This is a genomic window from Paraburkholderia phenazinium (assembly GCF_900142845.1).
GTDB lineage: Bacteria > Pseudomonadota > Gammaproteobacteria > Burkholderiales > Burkholderiaceae > Paraburkholderia > Paraburkholderia phenazinium_A.
This window is the reverse complement of sequence record NZ_FSRU01000002.1, coordinates 2,630,859-2,649,905: the sequence shown is the minus strand read 5'-3', so window position 1 is coordinate 2,649,905 and position 19,047 is coordinate 2,630,859. Positions and strand designations below refer to the sequence as shown.

14 protein-coding genes are annotated in these 19,047 nt (G+C 65.2%); 10 read left to right on the top strand and 4 right to left on the bottom strand.

Translation table 11 applies throughout. The features are described 5' to 3' along the window. The first annotated feature begins 80 nt into the window (after nt 1–80). From BUS12_RS28850 to rsmA, 4 genes are all read left to right on the top strand, one after another. Complete coding sequence (locus tag BUS12_RS28850) at nt 81–2,447, top strand: LPS-assembly protein LptD (RefSeq protein WP_074300770.1); 2,367 nt, start codon at nt 81–83, stop codon at nt 2,445–2,447. 67 nt (nt 2,448–2,514) lie between these two features. Next, nucleotides 2,515–3,912 carry a peptidylprolyl isomerase gene (locus BUS12_RS28845; protein WP_074300769.1) on the top strand — a complete coding sequence of 466 codons (1,398 nt, stop codon included), beginning with the start codon at nt 2,515–2,517 and terminating at the stop codon, nt 3,910–3,912. A 5-nt stretch (nt 3,913–3,917) separates the two neighbouring features. Beyond that, complete coding sequence (gene pdxA / locus BUS12_RS28840) at nt 3,918–4,931, top strand: 4-hydroxythreonine-4-phosphate dehydrogenase PdxA (RefSeq protein WP_074300768.1); 1,014 nt, start codon at nt 3,918–3,920, stop codon at nt 4,929–4,931. Nucleotides 4,932–4,963: 32 nt separating this feature from the next. Continuing rightward, nucleotides 4,964–5,833: a 16S rRNA (adenine(1518)-N(6)/adenine(1519)-N(6))-dimethyltransferase RsmA gene (rsmA, locus tag BUS12_RS28835; RefSeq protein ID WP_074300767.1), complete on the top strand. Its 870-nt coding sequence runs from the start codon at nt 4,964–4,966 to the stop codon at nt 5,831–5,833. 24 nt (nt 5,834–5,857) lie between these two features. Here rsmA and BUS12_RS28830 read toward each other — a convergent pair whose 3' ends face one another. The 3 genes from BUS12_RS28830 to BUS12_RS28820 all read right to left on the bottom strand — a co-directional run bounded on the left by BUS12_RS28830 (nt 5,858) and on the right by BUS12_RS28820 (nt 11,464). Then, a complete protein-coding gene (locus BUS12_RS28830; protein WP_074300766.1) occupies nt 5,858–6,799 on the bottom strand; it encodes a DMT family transporter in 942 nt (313 codons plus the stop codon). A 129-nt stretch (nt 6,800–6,928) separates the two neighbouring features. Further along, complete coding sequence (locus BUS12_RS28825; RefSeq protein ID WP_143788488.1) at nt 6,929–9,865, bottom strand: autotransporter family protein; 2,937 nt, start codon at nt 9,863–9,865, stop codon at nt 6,929–6,931. Nucleotides 9,866–10,141: 276 nt separating this feature from the next. After that, a complete protein-coding gene (locus BUS12_RS28820; protein ID WP_083640657.1) occupies nt 10,142–11,464 on the bottom strand; it encodes an MFS transporter in 1,323 nt (440 codons plus the stop codon). Between the two features lie 206 nt (nt 11,465–11,670). Between BUS12_RS28820 and BUS12_RS28815 the strand changes: the two genes are divergently transcribed. The 6 genes from BUS12_RS28815 (at nt 11,671) to BUS12_RS28790 (ending at nt 18,097) form a co-directional block, all read left to right on the top strand. Then, on the top strand, nt 11,671–12,636 hold the full coding sequence (locus BUS12_RS28815) for a LysR family transcriptional regulator (RefSeq protein WP_253190227.1): 966 nt from the start codon (nt 11,671–11,673) through the stop codon (nt 12,634–12,636). 200 nt (nt 12,637–12,836) lie between these two features. Beyond that, nucleotides 12,837–13,517 carry a TetR/AcrR family transcriptional regulator gene (locus BUS12_RS28810; protein ID WP_074300764.1) on the top strand — a complete coding sequence of 227 codons (681 nt, stop codon included), beginning with the start codon at nt 12,837–12,839 and terminating at the stop codon, nt 13,515–13,517. Nucleotides 13,518–13,612: 95 nt separating this feature from the next. After that, on the top strand, nt 13,613–15,433 hold the full coding sequence (locus tag BUS12_RS28805; RefSeq protein WP_074300763.1) for an alkyl sulfatase dimerization domain-containing protein: 1,821 nt from the start codon (nt 13,613–13,615) through the stop codon (nt 15,431–15,433). A 34-nt stretch (nt 15,434–15,467) separates the two neighbouring features. Next, a complete protein-coding gene (locus BUS12_RS28800; RefSeq protein WP_074301763.1) occupies nt 15,468–17,138 on the top strand; it encodes a long-chain-fatty-acid--CoA ligase in 1,671 nt (556 codons plus the stop codon). A 112-nt stretch (nt 17,139–17,250) separates the two neighbouring features. Next, complete coding sequence (gene gloA / locus BUS12_RS28795; RefSeq protein WP_074300762.1) at nt 17,251–17,637, top strand: lactoylglutathione lyase; 387 nt, start codon at nt 17,251–17,253, stop codon at nt 17,635–17,637. Between the two features lie 61 nt (nt 17,638–17,698). Further along, nucleotides 17,699–18,097, top strand: a complete 399-nt coding sequence (locus BUS12_RS28790; protein WP_074300761.1) for a DUF4440 domain-containing protein — start codon at nt 17,699–17,701, stop codon at nt 18,095–18,097. A gap of 65 nt (nt 18,098–18,162) precedes the next feature. Here the strand turns inward: BUS12_RS28790 and BUS12_RS28785 are convergent, their stop codons facing one another. After that, nucleotides 18,163–19,026 carry a M48 family metallopeptidase gene (locus tag BUS12_RS28785; RefSeq protein WP_074300760.1) on the bottom strand — a complete coding sequence of 288 codons (864 nt, stop codon included), beginning with the start codon at nt 19,024–19,026 and terminating at the stop codon, nt 18,163–18,165. Nucleotides 19,027–19,047 lie beyond the last annotated feature (21 nt).

Genomic DNA, 19,047 nt, shown 5'->3' with positions numbered 1-19,047 from the left:
TCACCATCACGGTCGGGCTGCTCAGGCGGAGGAGGGGGAGGGCAGGAGCTGGCGGTCGAGCCGATTCGCCAAACGAATACATGCCGCCAAGACAGCTTTCCCATACAACCCCCTCTCGTGGCGGCGTGCCCCGCAGAAGGCGGCTCGTCGCGGCGTTGATTGCCGTGCCGGGCCTGATGCCCGCGCTTGCGCACGCCCAGTTGTCGGGCGACGCCGCGCAGGCGCAGCCCGTCGACGCGCCTTGGGGCATGCGGCTTGCCCCGCAGCTCCAGGAACACCCGTTGCAGGCGGACCAGAGGCCGGCCACCTTCGTGCTTGGCGACAAGACGGACGGCACCACGGATCAGGACCTGGCCGCCAAGGGTTCCGCCGAAGTGCGCCGTCCCACCTTCACGATCAAGGCGGACGCGCTGCACTACGATCAGGATACCGACATGGCCGACGCCTACGGCAAGGTATCCGTGATCAACAACGGCGCCACCTTCCAGGGGCCGGAAGCGCACATGCAGGTGGATTCGAGCGAGGGCTTCATGACCTCGCCGAAGTATCGCTTCAACGTGACGGGTGGCTCGGGTAGCGCGGCGCGGGTCGACATGCTCGACAACGAGCGCTCGGTCTTCACGCAGGGTACCTATACGGCGTGCCAGTGCGAGAGCAATCCGGCGTGGTACATCCGCGGCACCGAATTCGACTTCGACACCGGCGCCGACGAAGGCGTCGCGCACAACGGCGTGCTGTTCTTCGAGGGCGTGCCGATCTTCGGTTCGCCGTGGCTGTCGTTCCCGCTTTCGGGCGAGCGGCGCAGCGGCTTCCTGCCGCCCACGTTCTCGCTCGGCTCGACCAACGGCTTCGAGATCAACCTGCCGTACTACTTCAACATCGCGCCGAACCGCGACCTGTTGTTGACGCCGAATTACATCTCGAAGCGTGGTCTGGAGCTGAACGAGACGTTCCGCTATCTGTCGCCGGATTACTCCGGCTCGATCAGCGGTACGTTCCTGCCGGACGACCAGCTCACAAAGACGAACCGTTGGGCGCTGTTCCTTCAGCACAACCAGAACTTCGGTAACGGCTTCGGCGGCTACGTTTATTACAACAAGGTCTCGGACGCCACCTTTCCGGAAGATCTTGGCTCGGTTTCCAGCCAGATCCTCAACGGCACGCAGCTGCTGTACCAGCAGGAAGCGGGGCTGACGTACAACAACGGTCCGTGGTCGGTGCTGGCGCGCGAGCAGAACTGGCAGACGCTCTACCCGTCGACGGCGCCTTACGGGCGTGAACCTGAACTGAACGTCAAGTACACCCAGTACAACGTGGGTGGCTTCGACTTCGGCGCGACAGGCGACTTCTCGCGGTTCCGCATTACCACCGCGGATGCGACCGAAGGCGACCGGCTCACCTTCGACCCGTACGTGTCGTATTCGGTGGTCGGCCCCGGTTATTTCGTCACGCCGAAGGTGCAGTGGCACTTCGCGTCGTACAACCTGAGCAATATCGGCACGGGTTCGCCGGCCGGGCAACCGAAGGACTTCACGGAGTCGGTCCCGACCTTCTCGTTCGATACCGGGCTGATCTTCGAGCGTTCGGTGCGCCTGTTCGGCCAGGATTACATCCAGACCCTCGAGCCGCGCCTGTACTACGTGTACACGCCGTATCACAACCAGACGTTTGCGCCGCTGTTCGACACGGCGGACGCGGACTTCGGGCTCGCGGAAATCTTCACGCCGAATACGTTCGTCGGCGACGACCGGGTGGCCGACGCCAACCGGCTGACCGCGGCGATCACCACGCGCTTCATCAACCCGGCTACCGGGGACGAGCGTGCGCGCTTCGTGCTGGCGCAGCAGTATTACTTCCAGGATCAACGGGTCACGCTGCTGCCCACCCAGACGCCTGCGCAGGCCACCCATTCGGACCTGATCGCCGGGGCGTCGCTGAAGCTCGGGGCCGGTTTCGCGTCGGAAACCGCGGTCCAATATAATGCGGACAACAACCGGCTTACCCAGAGCAGTATCGGCTTCGGTTTCAGCCCCGCATCGGGCAAGGTGATCAACCTCGCCTATATCTATACGCGTGCCGATACGACGCTGGACAATACGCCGGTCAACCAGATCACGATTTCGGCGCAGTGGCCGCTCACGCACCACGTGTATAGTGTGGCGCGCCTGAACTACGATCTGCAGGGGCACGCAATCATCGACAGCCTGATCGGCCTGCAATACGACGCCGACTGCTGGGTGCTGGGCGTGGGCGTGCAGCGTTACGCAGACGGGGTGAACAACGTCGGACTGCCGACCCAGGGCACGCGTTTGCTCGCGCAAATCACGTTCAAGGGCTTGTCGAGTGTCGACAACGGCTTGATCCAGGCGTTCCGCTCCGGCGTGCCGGGGTATACGCCGCTGCCGCCGCCTGCGGCGCCGGAGGCGCGGTTTACCAATTACGACTGACGATTGTCCGATCATCTATAAAATGCGCAAAGACGGGCGGGGCGCGCCCGACATCATTGGAGTATCTGTGGGAATCATGAAAAAGCTTCGCTTGGCATCGCTCGCGGCCGGTCTCGCCGCTGCGGCCTCTTTCCTGTCGGTCGCGCCAGCACAGGCGCAAGATCTTCCCAACGCGGCTGCGCGGCAGACCCAGGCGGCCGCCAGCAATGGCCAGACGGTCGACACGATCGCCGCGGTGGTCAATGACGGCGTGATCACGCAGCGCGAGCTCGACGAACGCGTCGGCCTGATCTCTCGCCGTCTGCAGCAGCAAAACGCACCGATTCCGCCCAGCGACCAGCTGCGCCAGCAGGTGCTGAACCAGATGGTGCTGGAACGCATTCAGTTGCAACGGGCCAAGGAAGACAACATCACCGTCGACGACGCCGCGGTGCAGAAGACGCTCGAACGGCTCGCGGCGGCCAACAACCTGCCGCTCGACGTGTACCGTTCGAAGATCGAGGCTCAGGGCGTGCCCTGGTCCACGTTCGAGCGCGACGCCCGCACGGAACTGATCCTGTCGCGTCTGCGCGAGAAGGAAGTGGACAGCAAGGTGACGGTGTCGGACGCTGAAGTGGCGAACTACATTGCCAGCCAGCGTGGACCGAATGTCGGTCTGACGAGCGACCTGCACCTCGAGCATATTCTCGTGAAGGTGCCGGCCAATGCCACGGAGAGCGACATCGTCGCGGCCGAGCAGAAGGCTCAGGGCATCCTCAAGCAGGCGACGAGCGGCGACACGAAGTTCGAGAAGCTCGCCAAGTCGGATTCGCAGGCGGCCGACGCTTCGAAGGGCGGCGACATGGGCTTCCAGTCCACCTCGCAACTGGCGCCTGAGCTGGTCAAGGCAGCGGCGACGCTGCGTCCGGGCGAAGTGAACCCGGATCTGATCCGCACCGCGGACGGCTTCGAAATCATGCGTCTCGTCGAGCGTCGCGCCGGTCAAGGTGCGGCGAGCAGCGATTCGACCCACCTCACGCAAACCCACGTGCGCCACATCCTGCTGCGCGTCGGCGACAACATGTCGGAACCGGCGGCGCGTCAGAAGCTGCTTGAAATCAAGCGCGAAATCTCCGAAGGCGGCGACTTCGCCAAGTTTGCCCGCACCTATTCGCAGGACGGTTCGGCATCGCAAGGTGGCGACCTCGGCTGGATCAGCCCGGGCGAGACCGTGCCGGAATTCGAGCGTGCCATGAACAGCCTGCAGGACGGCCAGATCAGCGAGCCGGTGCGCAGCGAATACGGCTACCACCTGATCCAGGTGCTGGGCCGCCGCGAAGCGGAAGGCTCGGTGGCGCAGCAGATGGATCTGGCGCGCCAGGCCATCGGCCAACGCAAGGCGGAGCAGGCCTACGCAGACTGGCTGCGTGAGTTGCGCGATACGGCTTATATCGACGTCAAGGTCGGCAAGCCGAGCCTGCAATAAGCATCATGACGAGCGCTGCCCAACCGTCCCACGCCCCGCTGCAGATCGCGATCACGACCGGCGAGCCCGCCGGCGTCGGTCCCGAGCTGACCGTGCAGGCGCTGGCGGGGGCGGCGGCCCACTGGCCCGATGCGCAGTTCACCGTGCTGGGCGATGCGGCCTTGCTCGCCGCGCGCGCCCAGGCGGTCGGCGTGGACTGGGCGGCCTTGTCGGGGCCGGGCCACAACCGGGTGCGCGTGCAGCATGAGCCGCTCGGCGTGCCCTCGCAAGCGGGCAAGCTCGACGCGGCCAACGGCCGTTACGTGCTGAATCTGCTGGATAGCGCCATCGACGGCGCGCTGGCCGGCCAGTTCGACGGCATCGTCACCGCACCGCTGCAAAAGAGCACCATCAACGATGCCGGCGTGCCGTTCACCGGCCACACCGAGTATCTCGCCGAGCGCACCCACACGCCGCATGTGGTGATGATGCTGGCCGGCACCGGCCAACGGCCGCTGCGGGTCGCGCTGGCCACCACGCACCTGCCTTTGAAGGATGTGGCGGCGGCGCTGACGATCGGGAGCATCGTCGAGACGCTGCGCATCATCGACCACGACCTGCGCCACCATTTCGGCTTGCCGGCGCCGCGTATTCTCGTGACCGGCCTGAACCCGCATGCGGGCGAAAACGGTTATCTGGGGCACGAGGAAATCGATGTGATCGCGCCCGCCTTGCAGCAGGCGAACGGCGCGGGCATCGACGCGCGCGGCCCTTATCCGGCCGATACGCTGTTCCAGCCGCGTTATCTGACCGAAGCCGACTGCGTGCTCGCGATGTTCCACGATCAGGGCCTGCCGGTCCTGAAATACGCGACCTTCGGCGAAGGCATCAACGTCACGCTCGGGCTGCCGATCATCCGCACTTCCGTCGATCACGGCACGGCGCTCGACCTCGCCGGCACCGGCCGCGCGGATGCGGGCAGCCTGATTGCCGCGATCGACACCGCCGTCTCGATGGCGCGCCACCGTCGCGCCGCCTGATTTTTTCCGTTCCTTTTTTGTAGCGTCTTTCGATGTCCACCAGCAGACAGCACCAGGGCCATTTCGCGCGCAAGCGTTTCGGACAGAATTTTCTGGTCGATATGGGCGTGATCGATTCGATCGTCAACGTGATTCGTCCGCAGCGCGGCGAACGCATGGTCGAGATCGGGCCGGGTCTCGGCGCGCTCACCGAGCCGCTGATCGAGCGCCTCGCTACGCCTGAGTCGCCGCTGCATGCGGTCGAGCTGGATCGCGATCTGATCGTGCGTCTGAAGAAGAAATTCGGCGACCTGCTGGAGCTGCATTCGGGCGACGCGCTCGACTTCGATTTCGCCTCGCTGGCTGCATCCGATGCATCGAGCGCCTCCGAAGGCAAGCCCACGCTGCGGATTGTCGGCAATCTGCCGTACAACATTTCGAGCCCGCTGCTGTTCCATCTCACTGCGTTCGCCCACTGCGTGATCGACCAGCACTTCATGCTGCAGAACGAGGTGGTGGAGCGGATGGTGGCGGAGCCCGGCAGCAAGGCATTCAGCCGGTTATCGGTGATGCTGCAGTACCGCTACGTCATCGACAAGCAGCTGGACGTCCCACCCGAGGCCTTTCAGCCGCCGCCCAAGGTCGATTCGGCGATCGTGCGGATGATTCCGTTTGCGCCGCACGAACTGCCCGAGGTCGACGAACGTGTGCTCGGCGAGGTCGTGACCGCGGCGTTCTCGCAGCGGCGCAAGATGTTGCGCAATACGCTGGCGGCGTTTCGCGACCGGGTGGATTTCGAGGCGCTGGGCTTCGACCTGCAACGCCGCGCCGAGGATGTGCCGGTGGCCGAATACGTGAAGGTCGCGCAGATCGTGGCCGGCGCGGCGCCGCGCGGCGCCAGGCCCGAAGCCGCACAGGACTGAGCGCCGGCCGCGTCAGCCTAACCGTTATGCCGACCGCCGTTGCGCCGGAGCGTTGACGAGCGCAATGCCGACGAGCACCAGCAGCGCGGCGAGCAGGAACCGCAGGCTGAACGATTCGCCGAGCAGCAACACCCCGAACGTGACGCCGAACAGCGGCGTCAAAAACGAGAACACCGACAGGCGCGACGCAATGTAGCGCGTCAGCAGCCAGAACCAGATCAGATAGCTGACGAACGCGACGACCACCGCCTGGTAGGCGAGGCTCACCAGCGCGATCGGCGTCAGCACTGCTACCTTGACCTGACCCAGCCCCGCCGCAAGCGCGAGCAACACCACCGCCGACACCGCCAACTGGTAAAACAGCGTCTTGCTGGCGCTCGAGTGGGCGAGGCGGGTGGCACGTACCACGACCGTCGTCGCAGCCCACGCGACCCCTCCTAGCACGCCCAGCGCGTCACCCGTCAGGCCGGCGAGCATCGAGCCGTGGATATCGCCGCGCGCTCGCGCGAAGCCGTCGGCGAAGGCGAGCGTCATGCCCGCGAAGGCGACGATGATGCCGGCCCACTGGATGCGCCGCATCCGCTCGCCGTCGACGAACCAGTGCAGCCCCAGGGCCGTGAAGCACGGCGCGGTGTAGAGAAACACCGCCATGCGCGATGCACTGGTCAGCGTCAGGCCCAGAAAAATGCACACGAACTCACTGGCGAACAGCATGCCCGCGAGCAGTCCGGCGCCGAGCGTGCCGTCGTCGCGAAACAGCGGTGTGCTGCGGGCGCGCGCCCAGCCCCACACCAACACCGCGGCAATAGCCGAGCGCAGTCCGGCCTGGAACACCGGCGGCAGAAAGGTATTGGTGCTTTTGATGGCGACCTGCTGGAGGCCCCAGATGGCGCATAGCGCGATCATCGTCAGGATGGCGAAGCCGTCGGGGGCGCGGCGCGCGGGCAGGGCGGCGGTGGTGCTCATTGTCTCGAAGGTGGTGTCTGTCTCCGCCGTACGATAACAAACCCGGCACGCGGCGGGTTCGATGACCCCATCGTGCGCGTGTGTTCAAAGGGGACGCCACGATTCGCCGTGCGCGTCGGCGTCAGGCGGTCACCAGCTCCAGCGTACCCCGGCGTTCCCCTCGGCGACGCTGCGATGCGCACCGTTCACGTTGGTCGTATAGCCGGCAGACGCGTACACGCTGCCGTGCACGCTCAAACGCGCCGCGATGCCGAGGCCGAACTCGGCTGCCGTCGCGGGGACCGTGGTCGGCAGGGTGGTGGTGCCGGCGAAGCTCACCTCGTCGGTGCCGTTGAAGTAGCGCCACAGATTGGCGCGCAGATAGGGCTCCCAGACCGTGCCCGCGCCTTCGAACTGTCCTTCGAGCCGCAGTCCGAGGCGGCCGGTTACACCGTTCGCGGCGTGAAACGACACGCTCGAAATGCCGTCGTCGAGATCGTTGATTGAGGTGTGCTGCCAGATCAGTTGCGCTTGCGGCTCGATGCGCAGATTGGCCGGCAGGGGGATCGGCAGTCCGGCTTCGAAGGAGGCGGTTTCGGCGGAGCCATGCGTCGAGGCGCCGATATTCTCGTAGGACATCGGGCTGATGGTGAGCGAACTGCCCATCAGGACGGTGTCGGTGTACCAGCCGCCGGGGCCGACGTGGGTCCAGTAGCCGCCGGCGCTGTAGGCGTCGATCGACAGGTGTCCCGCCGCGAGGTTCGGAAAGCCGAGCGCGAAGCCGCTCACATCGCCCTGCGCGCGGGCAAAGCCGAGGATGAAGCCGTAGTGGTTGCGCTGACCGCCCGGCGTCGCATCGGCGTAGAGATCCTGGCCGATCTCCACCCCCCCGAGCGTGCCGCTGAACTCCGGACCGACGGCGCCGCCGTTGCTCAGCGTGGCATGCTCGCCCCAGACGCGTGTCCACGAGGCCGGTAGCGCGCCGGTCTCGTTCAAGAGGGACTGCGCGCCCTCACGGTCGTGGAACGTGCCGATCTGCTCGATACCGAGAGCCCGGGCGAGCTCAGGGACTTCCGCGTAGACCGGCACTTCCATCCGGTAGAGCGGCACGGGTGCCGAGCCGGCCGGCGGCGCGGCGGGCAGGGACGGGGTGCCGCCGGCGGCGAGCGGGCCGGGCGTTGGCGTGGGTGTTGGAGTCGGCGTTGGCGTAGGCGTAGGCGCTGCCGCGAGGCTCGAACGTAAATACCAGTTGTCGGCCGTCCCGGCGCTTACTCCGCCTTTGAACAGGTAGTACGTGTAGGCGCCTGCAACCAGCGGCTTCGGCAGCGTGAACGCACCTGGGGTCGTCGTCGCGCCGTCGGTGGCCTGCACGACCATGATGCCGTTCGTGAGCGTCGCCGCGCCCGTCCCGCCAACGTTAGTAATCCCGAGCGTTGTCTTTCCCGAGCCGGTGCCTTGTACGATCACCAGTTTGTCGCTTGCCGAGCCGTCGCCGTTCAGCACGCTTTGCAGTAGCAGCTTGCCGTTGAGCCCCACGTAGTTGCCGTTCACCACCAGCGCATCGGTCGTGCTGGTGCCGCCGTTGGTGAGGTCGATCGTGCCCGCGTTGCTGACGGTGACAAGCTGGCCGCTCACCGCCGGGGTGATCGCGGGGTCGCCCAGACCGCCGGCGAACAGGGTGCTGGTTGAATCGAGCGTCAGCGTGCCCGTCAGGGTGCCGCTATTGCCGAGCGTCAGACCGTTGTCGTCGAGCGTGAGCTGGCTGCCGTTGGTCGCGTTGATGGTCGACCAGTTCGTGAAGCGGCTCAATCCGCTCGCCTGGGTGCCGTTGAAGTTGAGGACGCTGGAGACGTTGCCGCCTGCGAAGAGTGGCACGCCGGCGAGGTTGGTGTCGGTGAGGCCGGTCAGCGTTGCGGTGTCGTGGCCCGTGCCGAGTCGCACGAAGCCCGTGATCGTGCCGGCGCTCCAGTTGAGCGTGTCGTTGCCGGTGTCGGTGTAGATGGCGCGGCCATTGCCGCCCTCGATGGTGCCGGTGTTGTTGATCACCACGTCGTACGGGCCGTTCATGGCAATGGCCTCGGTGGTGAGCGACTGGAGCGTGCCGCTATTGTTGATGGTCGGGCTTCCGCCGGCGAACGAAAGCGTGACCAGTTGCGCGGAGATCGTGCCGGCGTTGTTGAAGATGCCGCCGCCGTTCGCATCGACGCCGTTGGACTGCTGACTCACGATGCGTGCGCCTGCCGCGTTGTTGAGGGTCACCTTGCCTGCGATGTAGGCGCCGAGGCCACCGCTCGATGTGACCGAGCCGGTGTTCGTGATGACGCCCGGCGACGCGTCATTCGACACGATGCCGTCCGAACTGGCACCCGACACATTGATCGTGCCGTTGTTCGTCAGCACGTTATTGCCCACGCTGCCCTGCGCCAGCACACCAGGAGCTGCGGCGCCCGTGGTGGTGATCGTGCCGTTGTTGACGAGCGTATCGTTGTTGGCGAACGTCGCCATGCCGGCCGATCCTGCACCCGTCGTCGAGAGCCGGCCGTTGTTCGTCAAGGCGCCGCTGCCGGTGGTCGACAGATCGGCCATCGCATGGGCCGTCGTGCCGCTCGTCTGAATGGTGCCGCCCGTGTCGTTGAGCATCGTGACCGCCGGGGCGCTGTTGAACATCCCTACCGACGCGTTGCCGCTCGTCACGATCGAGCCGCGGTTGGTCAGAACGTCAAGACCGGCACCGCTGCCCTGGGCCGAGATGCCGTTCACGTTGTCGCCGGTGACGGTTAGCGTCCCGAGGTTGGTGACTGTGCTGCGGTCGTACACGAGGATGCCATTGTTTCCATTAATGGTGAGCGTGGCTCCGAGTAGTACGTTTACTGAAACGTTAGTACTGCCTGTTGTCGCTGCGATTGGCGTGCTGGAGGGATTGGGTGGGATCGTGCTGCTGCACGTGACGGTCTGACCGGTAGCGGGCGTGTCGTTGTCGCAGCCCGCTAAGGCTGGCTGCGCGCGCAGCAGGATCAGGAGACCCACTGCGGAAGGAATGGCTTCGAAGAGGCGTCTCGGTACCCATGGCGAGCTTGCTCGGCGCATACGTTCCTCCGTGAGGAGCAGCCGGCGGTCACTGCCCGTGGGGTTCGCTGATTTGCAGAGACGCCTCTTGGGGCGCTGATTCGAGAGGATGCCGCGCGTGGTGAGAATCAGAATAGGCAACGTATGAGCGGGACGCAACACGTAAATGCGTTGGAGCGTCGCCCGAGGGGGATCGTGTGCAGTGGTCTTCTGCGTGTGCCAGTAGGCAAGTGGACACGGCCGGCTCATCCGCACACTTACTCGCTAATCCGCCCGCTTATGCAGCGGCCCGGCACATTACTGCAACGCATCGAGCCTGCGCCGTGAGCGTTGCGGATCGAGCAGCGCGAAGCCGGCGACGCCCACCGCCAGCAGCAGCGCGCCGGTCACCGCGAAGCCGGTCTCGTAGGCATGGCTGTCGCCGGCCGCGCCGAGCAGCTTGCCCATGGCGAACGGCCCGATCAGTCCGGCCGTGGTGGTGATCGAATTGGTGATCGCGAGCAATGCGCCGCGCTGCCCCGAGGGCGCGACTTCCGCCACCAGCATCGGCCCGAATGTGAACGTCTGGATGGCCAGTGCGCTGGCCAGTCCCATCAACGCGACCTTGACGTACGGCGGCACGCCGAGAAACAGCACGCAATAAGCCAGGCCGCTTGCCACACAGGCGGTGCTGATGAGGGCGCCGCGCGCGCGCCGCGACGGCACGCCGCGTTTGAGCTGGCGATGCGAGAACAGCGCCAGCGCGATGCCGACCGGAATCTGCGTGGCCACCTGCGCCGCGAACAGCCAGCCGGCCTGGGTGGCGGGAAAGCCAAGACCGAGCCGGAAATACGCCGGCACCCAGGTGAAGCCGACGGCAATCACCGCATAGCCTACGAAGCATTGCAGCATCACGCCGATCACGGTGCGATCGGAGAGCAGGGTCCGATAGCGCAGCCGCGCTTGCCCATTCGCCGCGGCGGCGAGCGACGGCACGCTGCGCGCACGGTGCCCGGTTTTGCCGACGCACAACCACAGCACGGTCCACGCGGCGCCCACCACGCCGAGCGTGAGGAACGTAGCGTGCCAATGCCAGCGTTGCGAGATGTAGGTGAGCAGCGGTCCTGCAACGATCACCCCCGCCGTTGCACCTTGCTGAACAATCGTGGTGGGCAGGTTACGCTCGCGATCGTCGAACCAGGTGTAGACCACGTGCAGCGCAAGCGGCGAGGCCGGTCCTTCGCCTGCGCCGAGCAGGATGCGGCAAAGCAGCAGGACTGCGAAACTACTCGGCCACGCGAGCGGCAACTGCGCGCAAGTCCACGTCAATGCAAGCGCAGCCAGCAGCCATTTCATGCTGACGCGATCGGCGAACAGGCCCACCGCGATGCCCGACAGCGAAAACAGCACGAAGAACGCGCTGCCGACGAGGCCGAACTGGGCGTGCGTCAGTTGCATGTCGTGCATCATCGGGACTGCGACGAGACCGAGGACGGCCTTGTCCGCGAAGTTGATCAGCATGAACAGGAACAGCGAGGCGACGATGACCCAGCGGCGCGACCGCGAGCGCTCCAGCGGAACCGTGGAAACGGGGGGCGTCGCGGTTGCTCCGGCAAACCTTGAACCTTCTGCCTCAAACATTCAATACTCCTGAGGGTGCCCGGGATGACGGCGCGCCGCGGGCGTGCACTGCGAGGTACGGCGAGATGAGCAAACCCTGTCTCCTGAATTGGTTTTGTGCGACCTTTGCGGTCGTGCTGCCGTCCGGCATAGGCAAATGTTCGCCCATTTGAGGTGGTATAAGGGAATTATTCAAGTGCAATCTGGTTATTGGAACCTTGCAAAACATGCATGAGATCAATTCACGCCGACTCACCCACCTGATTGCGCTGGCGGAAGAGGGCAGCTTCGCGCGCGCCGCTGAGCGTGTCCATCTGAGCCAGCCCGCGCTTAGCCGCAGCATTCAGGCGCTGGAAGACGAACTGGGCATGAAGCTGTTCGACCGCGCCGCGCGCGGCGTGGCGATGACCGCGGCCGGGCGGCTGCTGGTCGAGCGGGCGCGCCGTGTGCTGTTCGAGACGCGCTGCCTGTTTCGCGACGTCGAACTGCTTAAGGCCCATGAACTTGGCGAGGTGCGCATCGGACTCGGTCCCTATCCGGCGGTCGTGCTGCTGCCCGATCTGCTGGTGGAGTTTTCGCGGCGCTTTCCGAAGATCAAAGTCTCGATCGAACTGGGCGAGGGCGACGCGCTGATCGGCAAGCTGCGCGCGGAGCAGATCGACTTCCTGGTGACGGACCGCCGGGTGCCGCCCGTGACGCCGGATGTCACGCTGCAGCGCTTGCCGCGCCACGACGGCGCGTGGTTTGCACGCCCCGGACACCCGCTGCTGGCACGCGGGGCCGTGCCGCTTGCGGCCTTGCGCGACTTTCCGCTGGTGTCGGTGACGTTGCCCGCGTTCATGAAGGACGCGCTGCATCGCTTGCTGAAATACCGCGCTCACGAGCAGATTCCGTTGCAGGTGGAGTGCAACGACGTCGCCGTACTGAAGGACGTCGTGGCGCAGACGGATGCCGTGTTGTTCGCCACCGGTTCGTCGGTGCGGCGCGATCTCGAGATGCGACGGCTGGCGCGCATCCCGCTGACCAACCCGCCGAAGCTGAGCCTCGAATTCGCGCTCGTGTACCTCGCGGAGCGCACACCGTCGCCCGCGGCCAGTTCGGCGCTGGCGCTGACCGAGCAGATCATGGCCGAGGCCAATCGCGCAGCACAGCACCTGTTGCATGCCGACGCGCCGATTCAGGATTTACCCTGAGTGCGGTTGACAAAGCCAGGCTGATCCACGACGATCCGGAATCCAGATTCCGATTTTGAGGTTGCGGGTTTGGGTTTTGCTTTGCCGCAGCCTTGCCTTGAATTGCGAATTGCGCCCGGGCCTGTCCTGCGTTTGCCTCAGCCGGCAGCCCGAATAGCGCGCACCGCGCCCCTCAGCCTTGACACGATGTTGAAAGCCGCATGACAAGCACGCCTCTTCGCAAGCGCGAATCCTCCTCCGCCATCGCGGCACCGCGTCAGACCCGCAGTCAGGTCGGCCTCGCGAACATGCTGCAAGCCGGGCGTGAGTTGATCGAGGCGAGCGGCAATCTCGACGATCTGTCCATCAACGATATCGTCGAACGCGCGGGCACTTCGATTGGTGCGTTCTACCGCCGCTTCGACAACAAGGATGCCTTTTTCGAGGTGGTGCAGGACCGGGTGATGGCCGAAGGGCTTGACTACGTGCGCGAGATTCTCGTGCGCGATCCGGTGTGGCGCTCCAACGATGCCGGCGCGCTCGCCGACGCTGTGGTGGCCTTCTACGTGCTGGTGTTCCGGCGCAATCGCGGGCTTTATCACGCCTCGCTGCTGCGCTCCTCGCAGCTCAAGCCGAGCTGGGACGCGGCCAAGGAGGCCAATCGCGAAGTGCTGGCGCTGCTCGCGCCGCGCCTCGTCGATGCCCTGCTTGCGGCGCGCGGTGCGCCCGCTTCGCAAGCGGCGGCGCTCGACTTCGAAGTGCGCGCGTCGGTCCAGATGATCAATGGCCTGCTGGTGAACAGCATCCTCAACGATCCGGGGCCGTTGTCGCTCGCGAGCCGCCGCTTGCGTCCGTGGCTGCAGACGGCATTTCGCCGCTGCCTCGGGCTGCCCGGCGGCTGATTTTTTTAAGCAAAAAACGGAATAAGAATTCCGTTTCCGATTTTTAAAGGCCGGCTGCCGATCGACGCGGCCAGCTTTCTTCGAGGAGACACTGCATGACCCGTTGTTGCCCCGCGACTGTTCGCAATCCTGCCTTCGATGCGCCGCATGTCGGCGAGCCGCTTGACGTCGCCTTCGATGCCGGCGTCAATCTCGCCTTCGCGATTGCCGCGCCGACGGTGCCGCCGCGTCTCACGGAACACTCGCGCCGGATGGCGCAGCGCATCTACCGCGTGGCCGAACGGGTGTATTGCGCGGTGGGCTACGCGATCGCGAACATCATCTTCGTGGTCGGCGACGACGGCATCGTGGTGGTGGATGCAACGGAAGCGGTGTCGGCGGCGAAGCGCATCTACGAAGACTTTTGTGCGATCGATCCGCGTCACGCCGGATTGCCGGTGAAGGCAGTGGTCTACACGCATAACCACACGGATCACACCGGCGGCGTGCGCGCTTTCGTCGACGAAGCCGCGCTCGAAGCGGGGCGGGTCGAGATCATCGCCCACCGCACGCTGATGGACACCGTGATCAACAACGCCAACCTGGTCGCGCCGATTCTCGCCACCCGTTCCGCGTACAGCTTCGGTACGCTGCTGCCCGCCGGCGCGACCGGCAAGGTCAACGCCGGGATCGGGCCGGTGCTGATCGCCGAGCCGGCGAGCTTCTTCGCGCCCACGCGTGTGTTCGACGACGCGCTCGATATCGAATTGGCCGGCGTGCGCTTCCAGTTCCGCTACGCGCCGTCCGAAGCGGACGACGAGATCGTGATGTGGCTGCCGGATCTCGGTGTGCTGCTGTCGGCGGAAGTGATCCAGGGCGAGTGTCTCGCGAACGTCCATACGCTGCGTGGCACGCGCTATCGCGATCCGGTGCGCTGGTACCAGACCATCGACATGATGCGCGGCTTCGGCGCCGTCCACATGGTGCCGGCGCACGGCCGGCCGGTGTCGGGCGCCACGGCGGTCGCGGAGGTGCTGACGGTGTATCGCGACGCTATCCAGTTCATCCACGATCAGACGATTCGCCACATGAACTTCGGCATGACGCCGGACGAACTCGCGGAAGCGATTCCCGCCTTGCCGCCGCATCTCGCGCAGCATGCGTGGCTCGGCGAGTACTACGGTACGGTGAAGCATTCGGTGCGTCAGGTGTATTCGGGGCAACTCGGCTGGTTCGACGGCGATCCGGCCTCGCTCGATCCGTTGCCGCGCGGCGAACGCGCGCGCCGCACGGTCGAGATGATGGGCGGCACGGACACGGTGCGCGCCGCCGCGCGGGTCGCGCTCGGCGATGGCGACTGGCGCTGGGCCGCCGAACTGGCGACGTTGCTGGTGCGGCTCGACATCGACGATGCCGACGCCCGCAGCATCAAGGCCGAGGCGCTGCGCGAACTGGGCTATCGTACGGAGAACACCAACTGGCGCAACTGGTACCTGAGCGCGGCGCGTGAACTCGAACGCGCCTACGAGGATCTACCGTTTGCGGGCAGCGCGAGCCTGGCGTCCACCGACGTGTTGCGCGCCCAGCCGTTGCGCAATGTGTTCCAGCGCTTCAGCGTGTGCATCGATCCGGCCCGCTGCGCCGATCTGCATGCCACACTGGTGTTCCGCATTGCCGATCGCGACGAGGCCTACGCGCTCGAACTGCGCCGCGGCGTGTTGCAGGTCCATGAGCGGGCGCCGGCGACAGCGGATCTGCAACTCGCGCTCGACACGGCAACTTTGTATGGACTGCTGCGCGATATCGCCGCGCAGTTGCCGGCTGGCCTCGAAAGCGGTGCGATTGCGCTGGAACGCGGCACGCGCGAGCAATTGCGTGCATTCTTCGACAGTTTCGACCGGCCGGCGCGGCGCATGCCGGCGCTCGCGGGCCGCTAGTTTCCGCGAACCTGCACAAGGAGGGATGGAGGAGATGGAAAAGATCTGGTTGAAGTCCTATCCGCCTGGCGTGCCGACGGAGATCGATACGACGCAAATCGGCTCCGTCGCGGATCTGCTCGAGCGCAGCTTTCGCGAGCACGCGGCGGCCCGCGCTTTCGTCTGCATGGGGCGTGAGCTGAGCTACGCGGAACTCGACGGCCAGTCGCGCTACCTCGCGGGCTGGTTTCAGGCGCAGGGTCTCGCGCGCGGCACGCGGATTGCCGTGATGCTGCCGAACCTGCTGCAGTATCCGGTGGCGATCGCGGGGATTCTGCGCGCGGGTTATGTCGTGGTGAACGTGAATCCGCTTTACACGCCGCGCGAACTCGAACATCAGTTGAACGATAGCGGGGCCGAGGCGATTGTCATACTCGACACGTTCACGGCCGCTTTGCAAGCCGTGCAGGCGCGTACGGCAGTGCGGCATGTGGTGGTGACATCGATTGACGAGATGATGGGGGCGGTGCTATGTCTTGCTGACGACCCGGCGGTCGGCGAAGGCGCGTCGCCCTCGCCCTCTCGCGTGAGCCTGGCCGACGCCTTCGTTCGCGGCGCCGAAGCGGGCTTCACGCCGGTGCGGATCGCCGCTGACGAGGTCGCCGTGCTGCAGTACACGGGCGGCACGACAGGCGTGTCGAAGGGCGCGACATTGCTGCATCGCAATCTGGTTGCCAACATCGTGCAATCCGAGGTGTGGCGCGAGCCGGCTTACCGTCATCGCAGCGATATCGGCCAGTACATCACCGCTGTCGCGCTGCCGCTGTACCACATCTTCGGCTTGACCGTCTGTGCCTTGCTGACGATGCGTTGCGGTGGCATGGGTGTCCTGATTCCGAATCCGCGCGACATCTCCGGCATGATCGAGACGCTGCGCGGCTACGCGATCAATTCGTTTCCCGGCGTGAACACGATGTACAACGCGCTGCTCAACGACCCGGCGTTTGCCACCCTCGACTTCTCGAAGCTGGTGCAGAGCACGGGTGGTGGCATGGCGGTGCAGCAAGCGGTCGCGCAACGCTGGCAAGCGGCGACGGGTGTGCCGATTGTCGAAGGGTACGGGCTGTCGGAGACCTCGCCATGCGCCACCACCAACCTGCCCACGGCCACGTCGTTCAGCGGCACGGTCGGCTTGCCGCTGCCGTCCACGGAGATATCGATTCGCGACGACGCCGGCAACGAGTTGCCGCTCGGCCAGCCCGGTGAAATCTGCATTCGCGGTCCGCAGGTGATGGCCGGCTACTGGAATCGCCCCGACGAAACCGCGCGCGCCATGACGCCGGATGGCTTCTTCAAATCGGGCGACGTCGGGGTGATGGACGAAGCCGGCTTCGTGAAGATCGTCGATCGCAAGAAGGACATGATTCTGGTGTCGGGCTTCAACGTCTACCCGAATGAGATCGAGGACGTGGTGGCCAGACATCCGGGCGTGTTCGAAGTGGTTGCGGTCGGTGTGCCGGACGAACTGGCGGGCGAAGTGGTCAAGCTCTTCATCGTCAAGCGCGATCCAGATCTGACTGAAACGGACATTTTCGCTTTCTGCAAGGAACAGCTCACCGGTTACAAGCGGCCCAGGTTCATTGCGTTTCGCACGGAGTTGCCGAAGACCAACGTCGGCAAGATCTTGCGGCGCATGTTGCGCGACGAGGCGCGCAAATCCACCTGACAGCGCGGTTGCGCAAGCGCCCGACGGGCCGGTGAACCCGTCGGGCTGCCAGCAATGTTGAGCGATTCCGGGTACATTTACGTCCTCGACATCAAGCAACGGGGAGTACACGATGCGCCTTCTACACACCATGCTCCGGGTGGGCAACCTGGACCGTTCCATCAAGTTCTACACCGAATTGCTCGGCATGAAATTGCTGCGCCGCCACGACTATCCGGAAGGCAAGTTCACGCTGGCCTTCGTCGGCTATGAGGACGAGAGCGACGGCACCGTCCTCGAACTCACGCACAACTGGGACACCGAATCGTACGATCTCGGCACCGGCTTCGGCCACCTTGCCGTGGAGGTCGAAGACGCCTACGCCGCCTGCGACAAGATCAAGGCGCAAGGCGGTACGGTTGTACGCGAGGCAGGTCCGATGAAGCACGGCACCACCGTGATCGCGTTCGTGACCGATCCGGACGGCTACAAGATCGAATTCATCCAGAAGAAAAAATAACCTTCGCGAGCGCGGTGCGCGCTGCGATGGTTTTCGCCGGCGGCAATCACGGACATGAGCGATGAGTGACGCGAATCCCTACTTCGAAGAAATCCAGGCCGTCAACGCCGAGGTTGAGGCGTGGTACAGCGGCGCGGCGCAAGCGGGTGCGCTCGATCGTTTGATGGCGCATTTTGCGCCGCATTTCTCGATGATCCTGCCGAACGGTGGAACGCTGGACTGGCCGACGCTGCGCGAGATTTTCGCGCAGCATGGCGGGCAGCGGCCGGACTTCGCCATCCAGATCACCGACAGCACAATCGTTACGCAGTATCCGGGCGGCGCGGTCGTGACGTATCACGAACGGCAGTCGGACGGTGAGGCGCGTCGCAATCTGCGGCGCTCCACTGCGGTGCTGGAAATGGACGCGCACGGCAAGGTGCAGTGGCGGCATCTGCAGGAAACCTTCTGCACGGAGTGAGCGGCATGGCGAAAAAAAGCGTCTTTTCACAAGACGCTTTTTTTGCTTCATGCACCGCTTTGGCCTCACAAGGTCGGCAACAACTCGGGCGGATGATGCTTGAGCGTCTGCCGCGCTTCGCGGAATTCCGGAAAGATCGATTCGACCGTCTGCCAGAAACGCGGGCTGTGATTCATCTCGCGCAGATGTGCGAGTTCGTGCGCGACGACGTAATCGATGATCGACAGCGGGAAGTGAATCAGCCGCCAGTTGAGGCGGATCTTGCCGTCGCTCGAACAACTGCCCCAACGCGTGGCCGCTGACGACAGCGCATAGGCGCGATAATTCACCCCCAGCTTCTCCGCGTAAATCGCTAGGCGCTCACCGAACAGGCGCTTGGCTTCGCCTTGCAGCCAACCCTGCACGCGATCCTTGATCTGCTGCGGATCGGCTTGCAGCGGCAACGGCAGGGCGAGTGCGGCTTGTGCGGCATCGAACGCGAGCGTGCCGCGCGGCGCGCCCAGTGTGACGCGGACCGGCTGGCCGAGATACGGCACCTGGGCGCCGTCCTTCCAGTCGACGCGCGGCAGCGCGCGCTGCTCGACACGGGTTTGCCATTCGATCAGCTTCGTGAAGATCCAGCGCTGCTTCTCGCTGATGGCGGTCTCGATGTCCGCCAGCGTGACCCAACGTGGTGCGGTGATCATCAGCCCGCTGCTGTCGATCGCAAAACCGATCGAGCGGCGTGACGAACGTTTGAGCTGGTAATGAAGGGTTTGCGTGCCGAGCGTCAGGCTGCGCAATTTCGAGCCGTCGGGCGCGCGGGCCGCGTCCGGCTTCTGCGATGAAGGCGGCGTGGACGGCGGGATTGCCGGCTCGGCGAAGAGCGGCAGATCGAGTTGCCGGCTATCGAGCGCCGCAGCGGGCTGCGGCGTAGGAGACTTCTGCATCGGTTTTCGGCTTCGCGCAAT

Bases quoted from the DNA above. Each gene is read 5' to 3' on its own strand.
- BUS12_RS28825 (WP_143788488.1), bottom strand. From the start codon at position 9,865: ATGCGCCGAGCAAGCTCGCCATGGGTACCGAGACGCCTCTTCGAAGCC.
- BUS12_RS28785 (WP_074300760.1), bottom strand. From the start codon at position 19,026: ATGCAGAAGTCTCCTACGCCGCAGCCCGCTGCGGCGCTCGATAGCCGG.
- rsmA (WP_074300767.1), top strand. From the start codon at position 4,964: ATGTCCACCAGCAGACAGCACCAGGGCCATTTCGCGCGCAAGCGTTTC.
- gloA (WP_074300762.1), top strand. From the start codon at position 17,251: ATGCGCCTTCTACACACCATGCTCCGGGTGGGCAACCTGGACCGTTCC.
- BUS12_RS28790 (WP_074300761.1), top strand. From the start codon at position 17,699: ATGAGTGACGCGAATCCCTACTTCGAAGAAATCCAGGCCGTCAACGCC.
- BUS12_RS28800 (WP_074301763.1), top strand. From the start codon at position 15,468: ATGGAAAAGATCTGGTTGAAGTCCTATCCGCCTGGCGTGCCGACGGAG.
- BUS12_RS28830 (WP_074300766.1), bottom strand. From the start codon at position 6,799: ATGAGCACCACCGCCGCCCTGCCCGCGCGCCGCGCCCCCGACGGCTTC.
- pdxA (WP_074300768.1), top strand. From the start codon at position 3,918: ATGACGAGCGCTGCCCAACCGTCCCACGCCCCGCTGCAGATCGCGATC.
- BUS12_RS28850 (WP_074300770.1), top strand. From the start codon at position 81: ATGCCGCCAAGACAGCTTTCCCATACAACCCCCTCTCGTGGCGGCGTG.
- BUS12_RS28815 (WP_253190227.1), top strand. From the start codon at position 11,671: ATGCATGAGATCAATTCACGCCGACTCACCCACCTGATTGCGCTGGCG.
- BUS12_RS28805 (WP_074300763.1), top strand. From the start codon at position 13,613: ATGACCCGTTGTTGCCCCGCGACTGTTCGCAATCCTGCCTTCGATGCG.
- BUS12_RS28820 (WP_083640657.1), bottom strand. From the start codon at position 11,464: ATGTTTGAGGCAGAAGGTTCAAGGTTTGCCGGAGCAACCGCGACGCCC.
- BUS12_RS28810 (WP_074300764.1), top strand. From the start codon at position 12,837: ATGACAAGCACGCCTCTTCGCAAGCGCGAATCCTCCTCCGCCATCGCG.